At 60.1% G+C, this 17,915-nt stretch carries 20 protein-coding genes; 6 read left to right on the plus strand and 14 right to left on the minus strand.

The window, feature by feature from the left end; genetic code table 11:
• Positions 1 to 75: 75 nt before the first annotated feature.
• The 3 genes from znuA (at position 76) to EX00_RS06750 (ending at position 2,525) form a co-directional block, all read left to right on the plus strand.
• On the plus strand, positions 76 to 1,041 hold the full coding sequence (znuA, locus tag EX00_RS06740; RefSeq protein WP_047455366.1) for a zinc ABC transporter substrate-binding protein ZnuA: 966 nt from the start codon (positions 76 to 78) through the stop codon (positions 1,039 to 1,041).
• Positions 1,042 to 1,134: 93 nt separating this feature from the next.
• The gene (zigA, locus tag EX00_RS06745; protein ID WP_047455368.1) at positions 1,135 to 2,340 is read left to right on the plus strand and encodes a zinc metallochaperone GTPase ZigA; all 1,206 of its coding nucleotides are present in this window, start codon (positions 1,135 to 1,137) and stop codon (positions 2,338 to 2,340) included.
• On the plus strand, positions 2,337 to 2,525 hold the full coding sequence (locus EX00_RS06750) for a hypothetical protein (protein ID WP_047455370.1): 189 nt from the start codon (positions 2,337 to 2,339) through the stop codon (positions 2,523 to 2,525). The genes zigA and EX00_RS06750 overlap by 4 nt, the downstream gene beginning before the upstream one ends.
• A gap of 10 nt (positions 2,526 to 2,535) precedes the next feature.
• On the opposite strand, the gene EX00_RS06755 is transcribed toward EX00_RS06750, so the two are convergent.
• The 14 genes from EX00_RS06755 to EX00_RS06820 all read right to left on the minus strand — a co-directional run bounded on the left by EX00_RS06755 (position 2,536) and on the right by EX00_RS06820 (position 15,697).
• On the minus strand, positions 2,536 to 3,270 hold the full coding sequence (locus tag EX00_RS06755) for a PAS domain-containing protein (protein WP_047455372.1): 735 nt from the start codon (positions 3,268 to 3,270) through the stop codon (positions 2,536 to 2,538).
• A gap of 270 nt (positions 3,271 to 3,540) precedes the next feature.
• A complete protein-coding gene (locus EX00_RS06760; RefSeq protein ID WP_047457522.1) occupies positions 3,541 to 4,473 on the minus strand; it encodes a lipid A biosynthesis lauroyl acyltransferase in 933 nt (310 codons plus the stop codon).
• A gap of 5 nt (positions 4,474 to 4,478) precedes the next feature.
• A complete protein-coding gene (locus EX00_RS06765; protein WP_047455374.1) occupies positions 4,479 to 5,507 on the minus strand; it encodes a zinc-binding dehydrogenase in 1,029 nt (342 codons plus the stop codon).
• Positions 5,508 to 5,560: 53 nt separating this feature from the next.
• Entirely contained in the window at positions 5,561 to 6,847 is a 1,287-nt protein-coding gene (locus EX00_RS06770) for a beta-ketoacyl-ACP synthase (RefSeq protein ID WP_047455376.1), read from the minus strand.
• Positions 6,848 to 6,858: 11 nt separating this feature from the next.
• Complete coding sequence (locus EX00_RS06775; protein ID WP_047455377.1) at positions 6,859 to 8,064, minus strand: beta-ketoacyl-ACP synthase; 1,206 nt, start codon at positions 8,062 to 8,064, stop codon at positions 6,859 to 6,861.
• A 42-nt stretch (positions 8,065 to 8,106) separates the two neighbouring features.
• The gene (locus EX00_RS06780; RefSeq protein WP_047455379.1) at positions 8,107 to 8,580 is read right to left on the minus strand and encodes a 3-hydroxyacyl-ACP dehydratase FabZ family protein; all 474 of its coding nucleotides are present in this window, start codon (positions 8,578 to 8,580) and stop codon (positions 8,107 to 8,109) included.
• Between the two features lie 121 nt (positions 8,581 to 8,701).
• Positions 8,702 to 8,986: an acyl carrier protein gene (locus EX00_RS06785; RefSeq protein WP_155294026.1), complete on the minus strand. Its 285-nt coding sequence runs from the start codon at positions 8,984 to 8,986 to the stop codon at positions 8,702 to 8,704.
• A 210-nt stretch (positions 8,987 to 9,196) separates the two neighbouring features.
• Positions 9,197 to 9,619 carry a L,D-transpeptidase gene (locus tag EX00_RS06790; protein ID WP_047457534.1) on the minus strand — a complete coding sequence of 141 codons (423 nt, stop codon included), beginning with the start codon at positions 9,617 to 9,619 and terminating at the stop codon, positions 9,197 to 9,199.
• A 122-nt stretch (positions 9,620 to 9,741) separates the two neighbouring features.
• Positions 9,742 to 10,722 carry an adenosylcobinamide-phosphate synthase CbiB gene (gene cbiB, locus EX00_RS06795; RefSeq protein WP_047455381.1) on the minus strand — a complete coding sequence of 327 codons (981 nt, stop codon included), beginning with the start codon at positions 10,720 to 10,722 and terminating at the stop codon, positions 9,742 to 9,744.
• Entirely contained in the window at positions 10,719 to 11,717 is a 999-nt protein-coding gene (gene cobD, locus EX00_RS06800; RefSeq protein WP_047455383.1) for a threonine-phosphate decarboxylase CobD, read from the minus strand. The genes cbiB and cobD overlap by 4 nt, the downstream gene beginning before the upstream one ends.
• Complete coding sequence (locus EX00_RS06805; RefSeq protein WP_047455385.1) at positions 11,714 to 13,021, minus strand: cobyrinic acid a,c-diamide synthase CobB; 1,308 nt, start codon at positions 13,019 to 13,021, stop codon at positions 11,714 to 11,716. Before EX00_RS06805 ends, cobD begins: the two co-directional genes overlap by 4 nt.
• The gene (gene cobA, locus EX00_RS06810) at positions 13,018 to 13,866 is read right to left on the minus strand and encodes a uroporphyrinogen-III C-methyltransferase (protein ID WP_047455387.1); all 849 of its coding nucleotides are present in this window, start codon (positions 13,864 to 13,866) and stop codon (positions 13,018 to 13,020) included. The genes EX00_RS06805 and cobA overlap by 4 nt, the downstream gene beginning before the upstream one ends.
• A 306-nt stretch (positions 13,867 to 14,172) precedes the next feature.
• Entirely contained in the window at positions 14,173 to 15,123 is a 951-nt protein-coding gene (locus tag EX00_RS06815) for a nucleoside hydrolase (protein WP_047455389.1), read from the minus strand.
• Positions 15,124 to 15,292: 169 nt separating this feature from the next.
• A complete protein-coding gene (locus EX00_RS06820; RefSeq protein WP_047455391.1) occupies positions 15,293 to 15,697 on the minus strand; it encodes a cobalamin biosynthesis protein in 405 nt (134 codons plus the stop codon).
• A 151-nt stretch (positions 15,698 to 15,848) separates the two neighbouring features.
• On the opposite strand from EX00_RS06820, the gene EX00_RS06825 reads away from it, so the two are divergent.
• From EX00_RS06825 to EX00_RS06835, 3 genes are all read left to right on the plus strand, one after another.
• Complete coding sequence (locus EX00_RS06825; RefSeq protein ID WP_047455392.1) at positions 15,849 to 16,634, plus strand: TSUP family transporter; 786 nt, start codon at positions 15,849 to 15,851, stop codon at positions 16,632 to 16,634.
• A 100-nt stretch (positions 16,635 to 16,734) separates the two neighbouring features.
• Positions 16,735 to 17,100, plus strand: coding sequence for a nuclear transport factor 2 family protein (locus tag EX00_RS06830; protein WP_047455395.1), 366 nt, complete (start codon positions 16,735 to 16,737; stop codon positions 17,098 to 17,100).
• Positions 17,097 to 17,900, plus strand: a complete 804-nt coding sequence (locus EX00_RS06835; RefSeq protein WP_047455397.1) for a helix-turn-helix domain-containing protein — start codon at positions 17,097 to 17,099, stop codon at positions 17,898 to 17,900. The genes EX00_RS06830 and EX00_RS06835 overlap by 4 nt, the downstream gene beginning before the upstream one ends.
• The last annotated feature ends 15 nt before the right edge of the window (positions 17,901 to 17,915 follow it).

Below are 17,915 nucleotides of genomic sequence, written 5' to 3' on the forward strand. Positions count from 1 at the left end.
CCTTGCTATCGCACACGTTATAGCATAACGCAATTGATGTAATAACATAACAGACCCATTCAAGGGCGATCGCGTATGACCATGGTAAAAACCATTCTCCCCCTCACCGCTTCTCTGCTGTTTTCCGGACTTTTCGCCGGCGCCTCGCTGGCTGCCGATGCGCCGGATGTGGTGGTGTCGATCAAGCCCATTCATTCCCTCGTCGCCGCGATCATGGACGGCGTCGGCACGCCGGACCTGATCGTCGATGGCGCCGCCTCCCCGCACACTTATGCGCTGAAGCCCTCGAATGCGCGCGCGCTTCAAGACGCCAAGGTGGTTTTCTGGGTCGGCCCCGGCATGGAAGCCTTCCTTGAAAAGCCGCTCTCCGCCCTCGGTGCGAATGCCATCGTCGTGGAACTCGACAGGGCCCCGGGCATTACCAAGCTCAAATTCCGGGAAGGCGGAGCCTTCGAGGCTCATGACGATGGCGACGAGCCAGCCGAAAGCGCCGGTCACGACCACGATCATCATGACCACGATCACGAAGAATTCGACACGCATCTCTGGCTCGATCCGCACAATGCCAAGGCAATGGCGGCTGAGATCACCACGACATTGGTCGCCGCCGACCCTGCCAATGCCCTCACCTACGAAGCCAACCAGAAGGCGCTGGACGACAAGTTGGACGCGCTCGACGCGGAAATCGCTTCAACCCTTGCCCCGGTGAGGAGCAAGCCCTTCATCGTCTTTCATGACGCCTACCAATATTTCGAGCGCCGCTATGGCGTGCGCGTCGCGGGCTCGATCACGGTCAGTCCGGAAAGCATTCCCGGCGCGCAGCGCGTATCGGAAATTCACGGCAAGCTCGCCGAACTCGGCGCCACCTGCGTTTTCGCCGAGCCGCAATTCGAGCCTAAGCTGGTCAATGTGGTGCTGGAAGGCACATCGGCGAAATCCGGCATCCTCGATCCGGAAGCGGCAACCCTGCCGCAAGGCCCGGATCTCTATTTCGACCTGATGCGCGGCATCGCCAATTCCCTGAAGACCTGCCTCTCCTGAGACAGGCACTCTATCGCTGAAGAGAGCGAGCCTATTGTTCGCTTTTTTCAAAACTGCAGACGTAACGATATTACATTACATAAAGAGGCTGCCATGAACAAGAAACTCCCGGTCACCGTCCTCTCCGGCTTTCTCGGCGCCGGCAAGACGACGCTGCTCAACCATATTCTCAACAACCGCCAGGGTCTGCGGGTTGCCGTCATCGTCAACGATATGAGCGAGGTGAATATCGATGCCGCGCTTGTGCGCGATGGTGGCGCCAATCTCTCGAGAACCGAAGAACAGCTCGTCGAAATGACCAATGGCTGCATCTGCTGCACACTGCGCGACGATTTGCTGAATGAGGTGCGCCAGCTCGCCGCGCAGGATCGCTTCGACTATCTGCTGATCGAATCGACCGGGATCGCGGAACCCCTGCCTGTCGCAACAACCTTCGAATTCCGCGACGAAGACGGCAACAGTCTTTCCGATGTCGCCAGGCTCGATACCATGGTCACCGTGGTCGACGCCGTCAATCTGCTGGCCGACTACGGTTCGACCGATTTCCTGGCCGACCGTGGTGAAACCGCCGGCGATGGCGACAACAGGACCATCGTCGATCTCCTTGTCGAGCAGATCGAATTCGCCGACGTCGTCATCCTCAACAAGATGGGTGCGGCAAGCCCTGAGCAGCAGGACGCTGCCCGCAAGATCATCGTTGGCCTCAATCCCGACGCACGGCTGATCGAGACCGATTTCGGCAAGGTGAAACCGGCGGAGGTACTCGGTACCGGCCGCTTCGACATCGACCGCGCCGAAACGCACCCGCTCTGGTATAAGGAATTGCATGGTTTCAAGGATCATGTTCCCGAGACAGAGGAATACGGCATACGCTCCTTCGTCTATCGCGCGAAGAAACCATTCGATCCCATGAAATTTCAAGAATTTCTCAATCGCCCGTGGCCAGGCGTCGTGCGCGCCAAGGGCTTCTTCTGGCTCGCGACCCGTCCGCACTATGTCGGCGAAATGAGCCAGGCGGGCGCACTGGTTCGCACCGCCAAGATGGGCCTCTGGTGGGCCGCCGTACCTCGGGAGCAATGGCCAAGCGATCCCGCCTTCAAGCGGGCGATCGGCCCCTATCTCGACCCGACCTGGGGCGACCGCCGTCAGGAACTGGTTTTCATCGGCGCCGATCCAATGGATCAGCAGAAGATCACCGCTGAACTGGATGCCTGTCTCATCGACGCGAGGACATTCACGCCCGAACGCTGGAGAAATCTGCCAGACCCCTTTGCGAGCTGGAACAGACCAGCCGCATGAGCGAGCCGAAAGCCATCAGCTTCCGCTGCCTCTGCTTTGAATGCGAAACGGAAGCAGGCAAAAAACCAGCAGCAATAGTCCCGAAAGCCGTTTCACCTGCTTTTGATCATGAAAATGAAGATGTTAACAAACCAGCGGCCCGCAAATTTGCGGGCGCGCTGGAACGTTTGCTGTTCGGCACTTGAAACGGTGCGGTCAGGCCACCAGCATGTTCGCTGGAACGACACTGACCTCATGCACGATCAGCAGTGCACCGATCACCTCGCCCCTCGGCCTGGTGGCCCGCAGCGGTGTCATGTGGCATTGCATCGTCTTGCCGGTATCGGACGGACGCTGGACCGGATAAAGGCAATCGACCGTCTCGCCAGCCAAGCAGGCATCGAGCTTGCTCCTGAAGCTGCTCTCGAAGCATTCGGAACCGATGAATTCGGCAAGATGCCGTCCGACCAGCTCGATCGGCTTCGACTTCAGAGATTCGGAATTGGCCGCATTGCTGTAGAGATACCGGTAGTCGCGCGTGATGACAGCGACACGATCTGGCAGGCTGTCGAGAATGACATCGTTCAGAACGTTATCCTCGTCGAAGCCCGGAACCTGGCTCTCGTGCTCGTCTTTATCCGTGGAGAAAGCCATCAGCACATCAGCCGCGGCCTCACTGGCGCCACCGAAATAGCGGTCGATCAGCAGTGACAGCGACGCAGAATTGTTCATCACTCGCGAACGGTCATCCGATTCCTCGCGAATGAGATTACTCATGAATTGGAGCTGCATGTACATTTCAAGAAGACTGTTGGCCTTGTAAGCCATAATCGCCGCTATGAGCGGTTCCAATTCGCGATCCAGAGAACTAACCAGTTCGTCATCACCCAGTTTGATCGCACGTTGAATCTGGGCGCATTTCGTGGAGAAGGCATGAAAGAGTGCCAGCAAATTGCCCTCCTGCCCTTGCCCAAAGATAAGCCCCGGGCCTCATTCCCGACACTCCCATGACCAAGGATTTTCAGCTTGGTGTCCGCAATCTCACCAAACTTTCTGTAAATTGAGATAACATGACTTACCCTCACTTTCAATGCTGGTGAAGGGAAGTTCTCGGAAAAGGCGAATTTTTCGAAAGCATTCGCTTACCCAAGGTCAAGAGTGCGACCCATTGGGATCAAAAGTGTTTCATTTTGGCACAGATCGCTCTGTTTCGGTAATATTTCAGAAAACAGACTTCTTGATATTCCACCGGTCATGATACCAAAGCCACTGCTCCGGATACTCCCTCACCCAGCTCTCGACCTTGTCGTTCAGCATCTGCGCGGTGGCGGGCAGATCCAGGTTTCCACGCTCATCGCGCGGCATCTCCAGCTTCGGTTCTATCTCCAAACGGTAGCGATTGCCGGGCAAACGGATGCATCGGGCCGGATAGACCTCACAATTGAACTGCCGCACCAGCTTGGGCAGCAGCGGATTGGTCTTGACGCCGCGACCGAAGAACAGGGTCCTCAGCCCTTTGCGGAATTTCTGATCGACCAGCACGCCGACCCCGCCGCCATTCTCGAGTTGCCGGGCAAGGGTGAACGACGACCCCGCATGCGAGGGCACGAGACTGCCCATGCGCTTGGCGCGGAAATCGAAGACTTTCTGTGCCACATAGGGATTGTTCGGCGGCCGAAAGAGCACGGTAACCTTCAGTCCGAAGGCCGCGCCGGCCACCGGCAACAACTCGAAGTTGCCCGTATGCCCGGTAAAGACGATGAATGGACGGGGGTTCTCCCGAAGGTCGAGAAAGATCGGAATGCCCGAGACCTCGATACGGCCCGGCTCGTCGCGAGACGGATCAAAATCGAACAGCCGGTCGAGGAAAACATACTCCGCCGCCAGCCGCCCCATATTGCCCCAGCTTGCCAGTGCGATCTCAGCAATCTCCGTCTCGCTCTTCTCAGGAAAAGCATTACGCAGATTGGTCAGCATCAGCTGATGGCGGCGCATGCGCGGCCCGATTTTTCGCGTCAGCCAGTCCGCGAAATTGATGCCGCCATCGGCCGGAAAGAGCTTCAGGAAGTTCAGGAACCCGAAGATGACCTGCGCCACCAGCCACTGCGGGAACTTCCTGAGCGCAATGACGATCCGGGTGATGACGAGCTTCACGCCGGTCAATCCATCTTGAGGATGATCTTGCCGAAGATCTGGCGCGATTCCATCCGCTCTAGTGCGCGGTCGATATCGCTGAAGCTCACTTCAGTGTCGATAACCGGATGCACCAGCCCGCGCGCCATCTTCTGCATGGCGTTCGCCATGTTCTCCATGCGGCAACCGAAGGAACCGAGCAGCTTCAGCTGCTGCTGGAAAAGCATCATCAGGTTCATTTCGGTGGACACACCCGAGGTCGAGCCGCAGGTGACGAGGCGGCCGCCACGCTTCATGCAGAGCATGGAGCCGGCCCAGGTATCCTTGCCGACATGTTCGAAGACGACATCGACGCCCTTCTTCTTGGTCAGCTTGCGCACCACGCCCTCGAAACGGTCGGTGCGATAATTAATGACGTGATCGGCGCCGAGTGCCTTGGCCTTTTCGATCTTGTCGTCGGAACCGACAGTGGTGATGACGGTGCAGCCGATCTTCTTGGCAAGCTGGATCGCCGCCGTGCCGATGCCCGAGCCGCCAGCATGGACGAGGATCGTCTCGCCCGGCTCTAGCTTGGCATTGTCGAACAGCATGTGCTCCACGGTACCGAAGGTGACCGGCGCGAGTGCTGCGCCGATCGCATCGACGCCGGGAGGCGCCGGAACCAGCAGGCGCGCCGGCAGATTGACCTTCTCCTGCGCGAAGCCGTCGAGATGGAAACCATGCACGCCGCCGACATGTTCGCAAAGATTGTCGCGACCCTCGCGGCAATGACGGCAAAGGCCACAGGTGCGCGCGCCGTAAATCGACACCAGCTGCCCCGGCAGCACATTGGCAACGCCCGGCCCGATCGCTTCGACAACGCCGGATGCTTCCGCTCCGATCACCAGCGGCATCTTGCGCTTGGCAAATGCCATGCCGCGCCAGCCCCAGACGTCGATGTGATTGAGGGCGACCGCCTTCACGCGCAGGGTCACCTCACCCGCGCCAGGTGCCTCTGGCTCCGGCAGATCGGTGATCTCAAGTTTGCGGTCGTCGACCAGTTGCAAAGCGCGCATGTCAAAATCCCTCGCCCCTTGGGCGCAGTAATATTTTTTCTTCGAAGGTCCGATTAAGCCGGTTCGAGCGCCATGACAAGGCTGGCGTTCTGTCCGCCGAACCCGAATGAGTTCGAAAGGATGGCGCCCACCTGCTTTTCACGCTTCTGGTTCGGCACGACGTCAAGGATGATCGTCGGATCGGGAGTGTTGTAGTTGATGGTCGGCGGCAACGTGCCGGTGAGCATCGTTTGCAGCGAGAACACCGCTTCGACTGCGCCAGCCGCCGTCAGTGTATGGCCGATCATCGACTTGTTTGACGAAACTGGAATGGAGGCCAGTCCCTCGCCGAAGACGGCGGACATGGCACCATATTCCATCTTGTCGTTTTCCGGCGTCGATGTGCCGTGGGCATTGATATAGCCGATATCGGTCTCGGCCATGCCGGCATCGGTAAGTGCCGCGCGGATCGTCGCGATCGCCGGACCGCCATCAGGCGACGAGCGAGTGCGATGGAAGGAATCGGCCTTGTCGCCGGCGCCCTTCATGATGCCGAGGATCTTTGCGCCACGGGCAACCGCCGATTCCAGCGATTCCAGCACCAGTGTCGCCGCACCCTCGGCGATGACGAAACCGTCGCGGTCCTTGCTGAAAGGCTTGGAGGCCTTGGTCGGCGGATCGTTCTGCGTGGAAAGAGCCGACAGCAGGGAGAAGCGGATCAGTGCTTCGGCGCTGAGCGAACCATCGGTCGCAACCGTCAGTGCCCGCGTCGTGCGGCCCTGGCGGATCGCCTCGATGCCGAGCTGGATTGCGGTAACGCCCGACGCACAGGCCGTCGACAGGGTTACCGGCAGGCCGCGCGTGCCGAACCGGTCGGCAAGACGCTCCGAAATGGCGCCGAACAGGGCCGCCTCGTGAAAGGCCGGATCGGGACGCTGGCGCATAGCGGCAAGAAAGCGATCATAGGCGTCGCCTGGATGATCGGCCGGCGGCGAACGGTCGGCAAGTGCGAAGCGTGCGCTCCATTCCGGCTCGATCGGCGGCGCGGCCAGGAAGAGCGGCGCGTTGAAATCGCCGGAAAGTCCAGCCTGGGCAAGCGCCTCGATCGTCGTCTCGCGAGCGAAGGCGTAGGAACGCTCGACAGCGTTCGGCACCGGGATATCGATGAAATCCACAGTGCCGGCAATCCGCGTCGACAGCCCGTCGGTCGGAAAGCGGGTAATGCCGTGAATGCCCGATGTGCCCGAGGAAAGCGCGTTCCAATTGTCCTGCAATCCCTGGCCGAGCGAAGTGATGATGCCCATGCCGGTAACGGCGACGATCGGACGTCCCAAATGATCCTTGTAGGCGGATACGGTCATGATCTAACTCCTCACGCTTCGGCGGACAGTACGGCGATGCCTTCGCCGCGCGCATGGCCAACGGTCGTCACGACCGCTTTTGTCGCTCCGCTTGTCATCGGCTTTTCATGCGCGGCGTCGAAAGCCGGCACCTTGGCCTTGTTGGCGACCGCGAGCGCCGCAAGAGCAATCCCGAGCGGGAACTGGCTTTCGAGCCCGTGGCCGGAAACCCCGGCATAGCCGCGAATGGCCGAAGCCGGCAACTGCGCCTCCAGCACGGATTTTTCACGCGTTGCAAGATCGGCGATCGCCGTCGTGCCGCAGAAGACGACCGTATCTTCGCCTTGCGCGTCCTTGGCGGGCGCGAGCAGACGCTCCAGCCGCGCCTCGAATTTGCCGGCATCGCGGCTGCCACGATCGCCTTCGATCGCGTCGATCGTCACATAGATGCGTGCGCCCCGCGCTTCCGCATGAGCGCGGGATTCAAGCACCAGGAAGGCACCCAGCGAACCCATGATTATGCCGCCGCCGTTTTCCGGCTTGCGGGACCAAAGCGGATGCCAGTCACCGATCGCATGCGCGTTCACCGACTCGATCAACAGCATCATGTCCTGTCGCTCGGCCGAAAACGCGCCACCGACCAATGCATGGCTTGATTCGCCCGACTTGATGCGATGGAAAGCAGTTTCAACGGCCGAGATGCCGGCAGCTTCTTCGCCCATGAAGGTGCGCGACGAGCCGGTCACCTTATGAACGATGGAGATATTGCCGGCGAGCAGATTGGAAAGCTGCGCCAGGAAGAGCGTCGGGCGCAGCTCGGTCGTCAGCTTCTCGTTCAGCAGCAGTTCGCGGTCGTTACGCTTCAGGCCTTCGTCGACGATCAGCGTATCGACATTGAGATCGCGCTCGCCGCCGCCGGCAGCAACGATCATGTCCATGCTGCCGCAAGCATCAAGATCGTCCTTGAAGCCGGCATCGTCCAGCGCCAGGCCGGCGGTAAAGACGCCGATGCGCTGCCAGTTTTCCATCTGCCGCTGATCGCCGCGCTTCGGGATCTGCTGCGACCAGTCGATCTCCGGCAGCGGATGCACGGGATAGGGTTTGAATTTTTCGGTTTCGACGATGGTCGGCGGCGTCTTGTCCGAAGTCAGCAGGGCGACATGCGCATCCTTGCCGACACCCTGACAGGTGACGATACCGATACCCGTAATCACCACATCATTCTGAGCCTTGCTCATTCATCAATCCTCTAAGAATGCGGGCCATGCAAGCCGGAAGCATCAGCCATTGGCGGCGATGGCGTCGAAAAGTCCGACCTCGCCTGCCCGCTTGCGCACGATATCGGCGAGCGGCACCTCATTAAACGGCATGGTGCGCAGCTTCAACTGCGCATCGCAGATCTTCTTGCCGGCTATGGTGATCCGCGCCTTTGTCACCGCGAAGCCCGAGCCGTCATGCTCCAGTTCCGCCTCGATGTCGAGTTCCGCTTCCGGCTCGACGAAGGTGCGCATCTTGGCGCCATCGACCGACATCAGGAACGGCATGGAGGCGAAGTTGGTCGCAGCCAGCACCAGCATGCCCGAAGCCTGGGCCATGGTTTCGATCAGGAGAACGCCGGGAACCAGCGGCATGCCGGGAAAATGGCCTTCGAAAACAGGACTCTTGGCCGGAACGACCGAATGCGCCTTCAAAAGACCCTTGGACAGATCGACGGACACAACCCGATCGATCATCTGGAAATACTCCAGCAGCATCAACGCCTCCGATCCTCCCCGCTGACCTCTAATAGTCCGGGCAGGATACGATAGTTAAGAATGAAACCGCCCGGCCGCTATAGTCAGGAGCGGCTGGGCGTCAAAAAAGTAAAGACGTTGCTCAGCCCTTGGCGGCGCGCAATTCGTCGATCTTGGCGCAGAGATTCTTGAGAACGAAATATTCTTCGGTCGAAGCCTTGCCGTCGTTAACTTCCTGCGTCCACTTTTCCAGCGGGATCTTGATGCCGAATTCCTTATCGATAGCGAAGACGATATCCAGGAAATCGAGGCTGTCGATGCCGAGATCGTCGATCGTATGGCTCTCCGGAGTGATCGTTTCACGGTCGATTTCGCTTGTCTCAGCGATGATGTCGGCAACTTTGTCGAATGTAGCAGTCACGCCCATACCTCATGAAATAATAATTTAATCCCCCTCATAGGGAAATCCATTCCAAAAGCCAATGGTCTCCACCCGAAACCCCGGCAATTTGGCGGAGCACTGTTGCGCAAACAGCAAAGATGCTTCCGGCCCAGGATACCGCCGGCATGCGAGCAAGATGCGGCAGCATTGCGGCTTGGCCGCCAATGCCTGACAAATTTGCCGGGACAAAGCCGATCAATCGCTGATGATGATACGCGTGTTCCTGAGCCCTGCTTCTGATGTCATCGAGAAGAAGGTTGCGGCGTTTCGCGGCTCCAGACGCACGCAGCCATGCGATGCCGGCCGGCCAAGGCGCTTCAGCTCATAGGTGCCGTGCACGGCATAGCCGCCGTTGAAGAACACCGCGTAGGGCATCGGCGCGTCATCGTATTTCTTGGAGCGATGATCGCGCGACAGCCATTTCGCCGTATAGGAACCGGTCGGCGTCACATAACCCTTGCGCGCCGTCGATACTTTCCAACGATACTTAAGGACGCCATCCTCGGAAACAGTCATCGTCTGCGAGCGAAGATCAATCTTGGCAAGAACGGTTTCGGCCTGCGCCGAAGCGACATGAAACTGCAGGAATAAACATGCGGCTGCCAGTATCCGTTTCATCTTGTCCCCTTCCATCGTTTGCTTCTCTTTGAAACAATTCCGATGAAGGAAACCACTATCATACATGAGATTATGCTAAATTAATACATATGGTATGCGATTCATTAACGCAAACCGATCGATCAAAGCAGCAGCAGGAAACCCACGAAAGCAAGGAACGTCAACATCGAGCAGGCGGAATAGAAGATCGAGATGCCTGCCTCGACATCGCTGACGGTGGCCGTATCCCGGCCGGAACCGTTGATCATCGGCTCGCGCACGATTTCGCCGCCATAGACGCGCGGTCCGGCAAGCTGGATATCCAGGGCGCCGGCCATCGCCGCTTCTGGCCTGCCGGAATTCGGCGAGCGATGCAGCCCGCCATCGCGGACCGCGACGCGGATCGTATTGCCGAGCGCCGAAAGCCCCTTCTTGACGAGCGCGCCGGCGGCGATCAGCAGGATCGAGAGCCGCGCGGCCGGCCAGTTGGCAACGTCGTCCAGCCGGGCGGCGGCCCAGCCGAAATCGATATAGGTCTCGGATTTATGGCCAATCATCGAATCGGCGGTATTCAGCATCTTGTAAATGAACAGGCCCGGCAGGCCGAAAACGCCATACCAGAGCGCCGGCGCGACGACGCCATCGGAGAAATTCTCCGCAAGGCTTTCGATCGCGGCGCGGCAAACGCCCGGTTCATCCAGGGTCTCCGGATCCCGGCCGACGATGCGCGACACCGCGCGGCGTCCGCCTTCCAATCCCTCGCTGCGCAGCGCGCTCGACACCTCGCCGACATGATCTGCGAGGCTCTTCTGCGCCAGGAATATCGCCACCAGTCCCGCCTCGACCAGAAGGCCAAACCAGCCGAAAAAGGCAAACAGCCCATGAACGGCCCAGCCTGCGACGGCCGCGCCGAACAGCAGCGCGACGATCGACATCACGCCATTGCGGCGACGTGTCAGATCCGGCAGATGCACCGCATTGAAATGGCGGTCGAAAAAGGAAATCGCCTTGCCAAACAGCACGACAGGGTGCGGCAGACGCTGCCAGAGCCAGTCCGGATCGCCAATGATACGGTCCAGCAGCAGTGCCAGAATGAGGATGAGCAAGTGTTCGTCGATGATCATATCGAATAAGCCTCCAGCGCTCCGGCCAGCCTGCGGTCGGCCTCCTCGTCCGGGGCAAGACCGAAACGCAGCCAATTCGGCGCATAATCGAACTTACGGACAAGAATATGATGACGGCAGAGATGCGCATATATGTCGCTTGCCCGCTCGTCGATAACGAGAGCGAATAGCCCCGTGCCACCGGCTGCATCGAGTTTGGCACGGCGAAGAATAATGTCCAGCGCCGAACGGCGGTCGAGGATGCGGTTGCGAATAGTGGTCGTGTCGCCGGTCATCAAGGAAGCGGCCAGTGAAAGCGCCGGCCCGGAGACCGCCCAAGGGCCGAGCCAATCCTCGAAACGCGCGAGGATAGAGGCTTCCGCGATGACGAAACCAAGGCGCAGGCCAGCGAGGCCGAAAAATTTGCCGAAAGAACGGAAAATAACGAGGTTCGGCATCAAGGAAGCATAAGGCGCAAGGCTGCACTCCGGCTCCATGTCCCCGAACGCCTCATCAACCACCAATATGCCGCCGTGCTCGCGCAGTCGATCATGCAATTCCCGCAGCCGATCGACGGACAGTCGTCGGCCATCCGGATTGTTGGGATTGACGACCACGACAAGGTCATTGCCGTCGGTGACATCATTGATCTCGGTGGCTTCGTTCAACGGCAATCCGGCCAGCCTAAAGGCTCGGGCATATTCCCCATAGGTCGGCGAGAGGATCGTAGCGCTGCCGACTGGCGCAAGCCGTGGCAAAAGCTGAATGACCGATTGCGTGCCGGGAACCGGCAGCGGCAGGATATCGCCGCTGCGATAATAGCCTCTCGCCGCCTCCCGCGCCCGCTCCAACAGATGTTGATCCGGCAGCCGGTGCCAGGCGGAAACGGGGATATCGGGCAATGGGACCGGATTGGGATTGATACCGGTCGACAGGTCGAGCCAATCTTCCGGTCGTCCGCCATGGAGACGCGCCGCAGCAGTAATACCGCCGCCATGTGCGATCCTGTCCGTCACGCGCCGTCACCGGCAAGGTCGATCAGATGCATATAGGACCCCGCGACATTGCCACGCTGCAGGCCCGCCGTACCGAGGTCGACGCCGAGCGCATCCGTGACCGCGAAGAGCCGATCAGCCTCACCTTCCGAGACGATAGTCGAATAGTGAAACTCATGCGCCGTCATCGGCCGCTCGAAGAAAGACCCCGCAAGCGGCGTCACACGCCGGTAGCCGAGGTGACGTTGACGCTTCTCATAACTGGTGACGACCGGCAGTAGGCCGAGCATCGCGTGGCGCGTGCCGGTGGCATCCACCAATCCCTCGCCGAGCACCATATAACCGCCGCACTCGCCATAGATCCGCACGCCTCGCGCCGCCGCGGCCTTCATCCCGTCACGGAACTGGGCTGCAGCCGCAAGCTTGCCCGCATGCAGTTCGGGATAGCCGCCGGGCAGATAGATGGCATCCGCATCCGCCGCCGGCGCCTCATCGGCCAGCGGCGAGAAGAACGAAATCTCCGCGCCGCGCCGGCGCCAGCCGAGCAGCATATGTTCGTAGCTGAAGGCGAAAGCGATATCGCGCGCGACAGTGATCCGCTGGCCGAACGGCATCAGCCGGGCAATATTAGCGACCGAGGGCCGGACCACATGCTGCTGTGCTGCGCGCAGCAGCAATCCGAAATCGCAGACCTTGTCCAAGGTCTCCGCCGCATATTCGATGAAGTCTTCCAGCCCTGCATGTTCTCCCGCCTGCACCAGCCCCAAATGCCGCTCCGGCAAGGTCAGCCCCTTGTCGGCGCGAATAACAGCGGCGACGGGGATACGAACCGCTTCCAGCGCCCGGCGCAGCATCGTCTCATGCCGGTCGCTGCCGACCCGGTTGAGGATGACGCCGGCGACGCGGATATCGGTGCGGAAATTGGCAAAGCCACTGACAAGGGCGGCAACTGAATGCGACATGCGCGAGACATCGACCACCAGCACGACGGAGAGCCCGAGAAAAGCGGCAAGATCGGCCGGTGTGCCGGAACCATCCGCCGCGCCATCGAACAATCCCATCATGGCTTCGATGACCAGCATCCGCCCGCCAGTACGGTGCAGTGCCGAATTGGCGGAAATCAATTCGTGGCGCATGGCCCAGGGATCGAAATTGAGACAGGGCGAACCGGCGGCCGCGGCAAGAAAGGCGGGATCGATGTAATCGGGACCGGCCTTGCCCGGCGCAACCGCGATCCCCTTCTTCCGCAGCGCCCTGAGCAGGCCAAGCGTGATCGTGGTCTTGCCAGAGCCCGAGGACGGTGCTGCGATCAGCAGGCCGCTCATGCCGGCACCTTGCGACCGCCACCCGCCCGCATCTCCGTTGCCGGCAGGAGTTTGCGTCCGGATAAAGCGCCCAGCCAATCGAGGGAGGGCCGCAGCCGCACCACATCGCCGACGACAACAATCGCCGGCGGCTCCAGGCCGGATGCGATGATATCCGCCTCGGCGCGCCCGAGCGTGGTCTCCAGCACCTGTTGCGCAGGCGTTGCGGCATTGCACACGAAAGCCACCGGCTCGTCGACCGAGCGGCCAGCGGCGATGAGATTGGCGCTGATCTGGGCGATATGCTTCATCGCCATATACATGACGATAACCGGCGAACCCTTGCCGATCGCCTCCCAATTGATCGCATCCGGCACGAGGCCGGAGGAATCATGACCCGTCAGGAAGGTAACGGCGTGATTAACGTCTCGGTGGGTAACGGGAATGCCGGCATAGGCAAGACCGCCGATCCCGGCGGTAATGCCCGGAACGATGCGAAAGGGAATGCCGTGCTCCACCAGCATCAGCGCTTCTTCTCCACCTCGCCCGAACACGAAGGGATCGCCGCCCTTCAGCCGCAGCACGCGTTTCCCCGCACGCGCCAGCTCGACAAGACGCAGCGAAATGTCCCGTTGTTTGGCGGACGGCTTGCCACCGCGCTTGCCGGCATATTCGAGTGCGGCGCCAGGACGGGCGAGCTTCAGGCAATCCTCGTTGACGAGCGCATCGTGCACAATAATGTCCGCCTCCGCCAATCCCTTGGCCGCCAGCAATGTCAGCAGCCCGGGATCGCCCGGTCCGGCGCCAACGAGCCAGACGGAGCCCGGCTCCAGCGCCGGCAGATTGGAAAATGCGGTATCGTTCATCCCATCTGTCCTATGCCCGGATAGCCAAAATTGCAATCTTGAGAACGGGATAAGGCGGCGATGGCGAGCCTCCCGTTTCCTCGATGGAATGATAAATCAAAGCGGATCCGGATGCTGGCAACCGCGCGCTATTCGTTTTCCCGACGACGACGAAAGAAAATCCGATTCAACGCTTTAGGTCTTTGACTCAAGTTGTCATAAGGCACGCACAACAACTTGATAATATTATCAAATAAACAAACTTGTGAACCCAAAAACCTCGGAGAGGGTAGCATCGCCGCCCTCTCCGAGGCTGACTTCAGCGGCTCACTTGCCGAGAATCACATCACGGATCAGGTCGATCGTCGCCTGCGAACGGATACCGGTGCAGACGATCTGGCTTGGCAGATTGTCCCATGCGTTCGCCGGGAAATGCCGGCCGTTGGGCTTGACGATCGTCTGGCCGTCGGCAATGCCGCCACAGACGACACGCACCGAACCCTCGATCGTATCAAACAGCTCCGGCGCCACGACATAGACGCAGGCGCAGCTATCGTGCACCATCATGCCGTCTTCGACGATATGGCCGTAGAAATCGATATAGGATTGCGACAGGTCCGACAGAAGCTGCACGGACGGACCGCCAGATTTCGCCATGTCACCAAGATAGGTGCGGCTCATCGTTGTGACTGCCGTGACGTCGAGACCGACGACAACGACCTTCCAATCGGCGGTCATCACCAGATCGGCCGCTTCCGGATCGCCATGGATATTGGCTTCCGCCACCGGCGTCACATTGCCCGGAATATAGAAATTGCCGCCCATGATGACGACATCCTTGACCAGCTTGGCAATCTCCGGATCGTGCTTCAGCGCCAATGCCAGATTGGTCATACGGCCGACGGCAACCAGTCTCACCTCGCTCGGATTGGCGCGGACGGTATCGATGATGAACTGATAGGCCGGACGCGGATCAGTCGGCAGATCGATCGTCTGCGGCACCTCGATATCACCAAGACCATTATGGCCGTGCACGAAGGTCGGCCACGGCCGCTCCTCCCGCGAGGGATCGAACGTGACGCTAGCGCCGCGGGCAACGGGGCACGGAATGCTCCACTCACGCTTCAGGAATAGCGCATTGCGCGTTGTTGTATCGACTGAAGCATTGCCGAACACCGTGGTGACACCGAGAAGATCGATATCCGGATGACGGTGCAGGAAGAGAAGCGCCATGGCGTCATCGACGCCAGGATCCGTATCGTAAATTACCTTATGCATGAGATTTCCTTACGAACATTCTGATCAAGCTTGATATCGCCGAAAAATGGCATCGTATTGCCGGGGATCTTGCTTTCGGGCTACTCGAATACATCAGAACCACGGCAGGCGAAATGCCTCACCGATGCCTCACCGGTCATTTTCGAGATGTGCTCGACGGCATCAACGCTCAGCCGATTTTCGCAATCGCCGCCGTGGCAAAACTGGATTTGATTTTGGGAACGACAAGCTCCGCATCGGGTCCTGCCGCAGCCAATGCAGCCGCCTCGGCGACCCCATGGCAACCGATATGGGCAAAGACGAGCTCGGACGGATTCTTCAAACGAGGTGTCTCCCGCTCCAGTGCCGCAACAGTGAAACACCGCAGCGGCAGGCGGAAATGCGTGGCGACCTCCAGCATCGCCGGCTCATTCATCCGCGTATCGATCGAGACGACCGCGAGGATCTGGTCGGTCCCTATCCCGATCTCTCGCATGGCGCGCTCGGCAAGCAGGCGCACATCGTTCCAATCCGTACCGCGCTCACAACCCAAGCCAAGGAGGTAGCGGCGAGTAGAATTGGAATAGGTTGTCATAGTCACTCCCGGGCGGCGGTGGTTATGGTCACACACATTTACCCAGCCATCCGCTGCCCGTCAATTTCGCGCAATGTGTCCCATCGGCAATTGCCTTGACGCATCTGGAGTGCAAGAAGGCGCCTCGATTTCATGCCGCCGAGTTCCCGCCTTGCCAGATATTACCCTTCATCTGCTACTTCTGCTCTTTGCCGCCGCCTTCTTCGCCGGATTTGTCGATTCGATCGCCGGTGGCGGCGGATTGGTCACTGTGCCCGCCATGCTGCTTGCCGGCATTCCGCCGCTGCAGACGCTTGGCACCAACAAGGTGCAGTCGATCTGCGGCGCGGCCTCCGCGACCATCGCCTATGCCCGCCAGGGCCATGTGCAACTTCGCGAGCAATTGCCGATGGCATTGATGGCCGTGATCGGCGGCATGCTGGGCGCAGCATTGGCGACAATCATGCCCGGCGATGTCCTGCGCATCATCTTGCCGTTCCTGCTGATCGCGATCGCCCTCTATTTCGCCTTCAAGCCCAATCTCAACGATATCGAAAAACATCGCCGCATGAGCGCTGGCCTCTTCGGCATCACCCTGGTACCGCTGATCGGCTTCTACGACGGCGCCTTCGGCCCCGGCACGGGTTCGTTCCTGATGCTCGCCTTCGTCACGCTCGCCGGCTTCGGCCTGCTGAAGGCGACGGCGCATACCAAGCTGTTGAATTTCGGCTCGAACCTCGGCGGCCTGATCGTCTTCATCTTCTCCGGCGCCATCCTCTGGAAAGTCGGTATTGTCATGGGCTTCGGCCAGTTCCTCGGCGCGCAAGTCGGCTCGCGGCTCGCCATGCGCATCGGCGCGCGGCTGATCAAGCCGCTGCTGGTCATCGTCTGCATCGCCTTCGCCATCAAGCTGCTGGCCGATCCGACCAATCCAGTCCGTCTCTGGATCGGTTTCTAATATCGCGGCTTTGATTACCTGAGACGTAATTGATACTGCTTGCGGGCTCACCCATGATCGCCCTGCCTGAACGGTTCAGGCGATCCAAAGGAGATGACCGATGACCGATGCGACAACCATTGCCGAACGCTATATCGCCGTCTGGAACGAAACAGATGCCACACGCCGGCGCGCGCTTATCAGCCAAGCATGGACGGAATCCTGCACCTACATCGATCCGCTGATGCACGGCGAAGGCCGTGAGCAAATCGATGCGCTGATCGCTGCCGTTCATGACCGCTTCCCCGGTTTCCGCTTCAAACTCTCCGGCTCCCCCGATCGCCATGGCGACAATATCCGTTTTTCCTGGGATCTCGGCCCGGCCGGCGGCGAAGCGCTGGTCAAGGGCACGGACTTCGCCATTCTCGACGGCGAACGGCTGAAAGCCGTGCATGGTTTCATCGACCAGATGCCGGCAGCGGCATGATGATGCCCGCCCGCTCTCTCGGCGATTACCTGCGCGAATGGCGGCAGCGCCGCCGTTTGAGCCAGCTCGAATTCGCCCTCGAAGCGGAGATATCGCAACGGCATCTCAGCTTCATAGAGAGCGGGCGCGCGCTTCCGAGCCGCGATATGCTGATGCATATTGCCGAACGCCTCGACGTACCTCTGCGCGACCGCAATCCGATGCTGCTGGCTGCCGGCTTCGCGCCGGTTTTCCCGGAGCGCTCGCTGGACGACCCGGCGCTTGCCCCGGCACGCCGGGCCATCGACCTCGTGCTGAAGGGCCACGAACCCTTTCCGGCATTGGCGATCGATCGACACTGGACGCTGATCGCCGCAAACGCTGCCCTTGCGCCCCTGCTATCCGGCGTCGCCGACATCTCGCTGCTCAAACCGCCGGTGAATGTACTCAGGCTGAGCCTGCATCCGGGCGGCCTCGCGCCCCGCATCCTCAACCTTGCGGAATGGCGCGCCCATTTGCTGGAGCGCCTGCGCCAGCAGATTGCCGCAACCGGTGATCCCATCCTCGCGGCATTGCTGAAGGAACTTGCAGCCTATCCCGCTCCGCCAGCACAGAGGCCTAATCCGACCGACAGGGACTATGCCGGCATTGCCGTGCCCCTCGAACTCACCACCGATGCAGGGCGCCTCTCCTTTATCTCCACAACCACCGTTTTCGGCACACCAGTCGATGTCACCCTGTCGGAACTGGCAATCGAATCCTTCTTCCCAGCGGATCAGCCGACGGCTGATCTGTTAAGGGAGATGACATCGGTCGGCTGAAACACGTCACTCCCG

The sequence above is a fragment of the Martinezella rhizogenes genome, from assembly GCF_000799715.1.
Classification (GTDB): domain Bacteria; phylum Pseudomonadota; class Alphaproteobacteria; order Rhizobiales; family Rhizobiaceae; genus Rhizobium; species Rhizobium rhizogenes_C.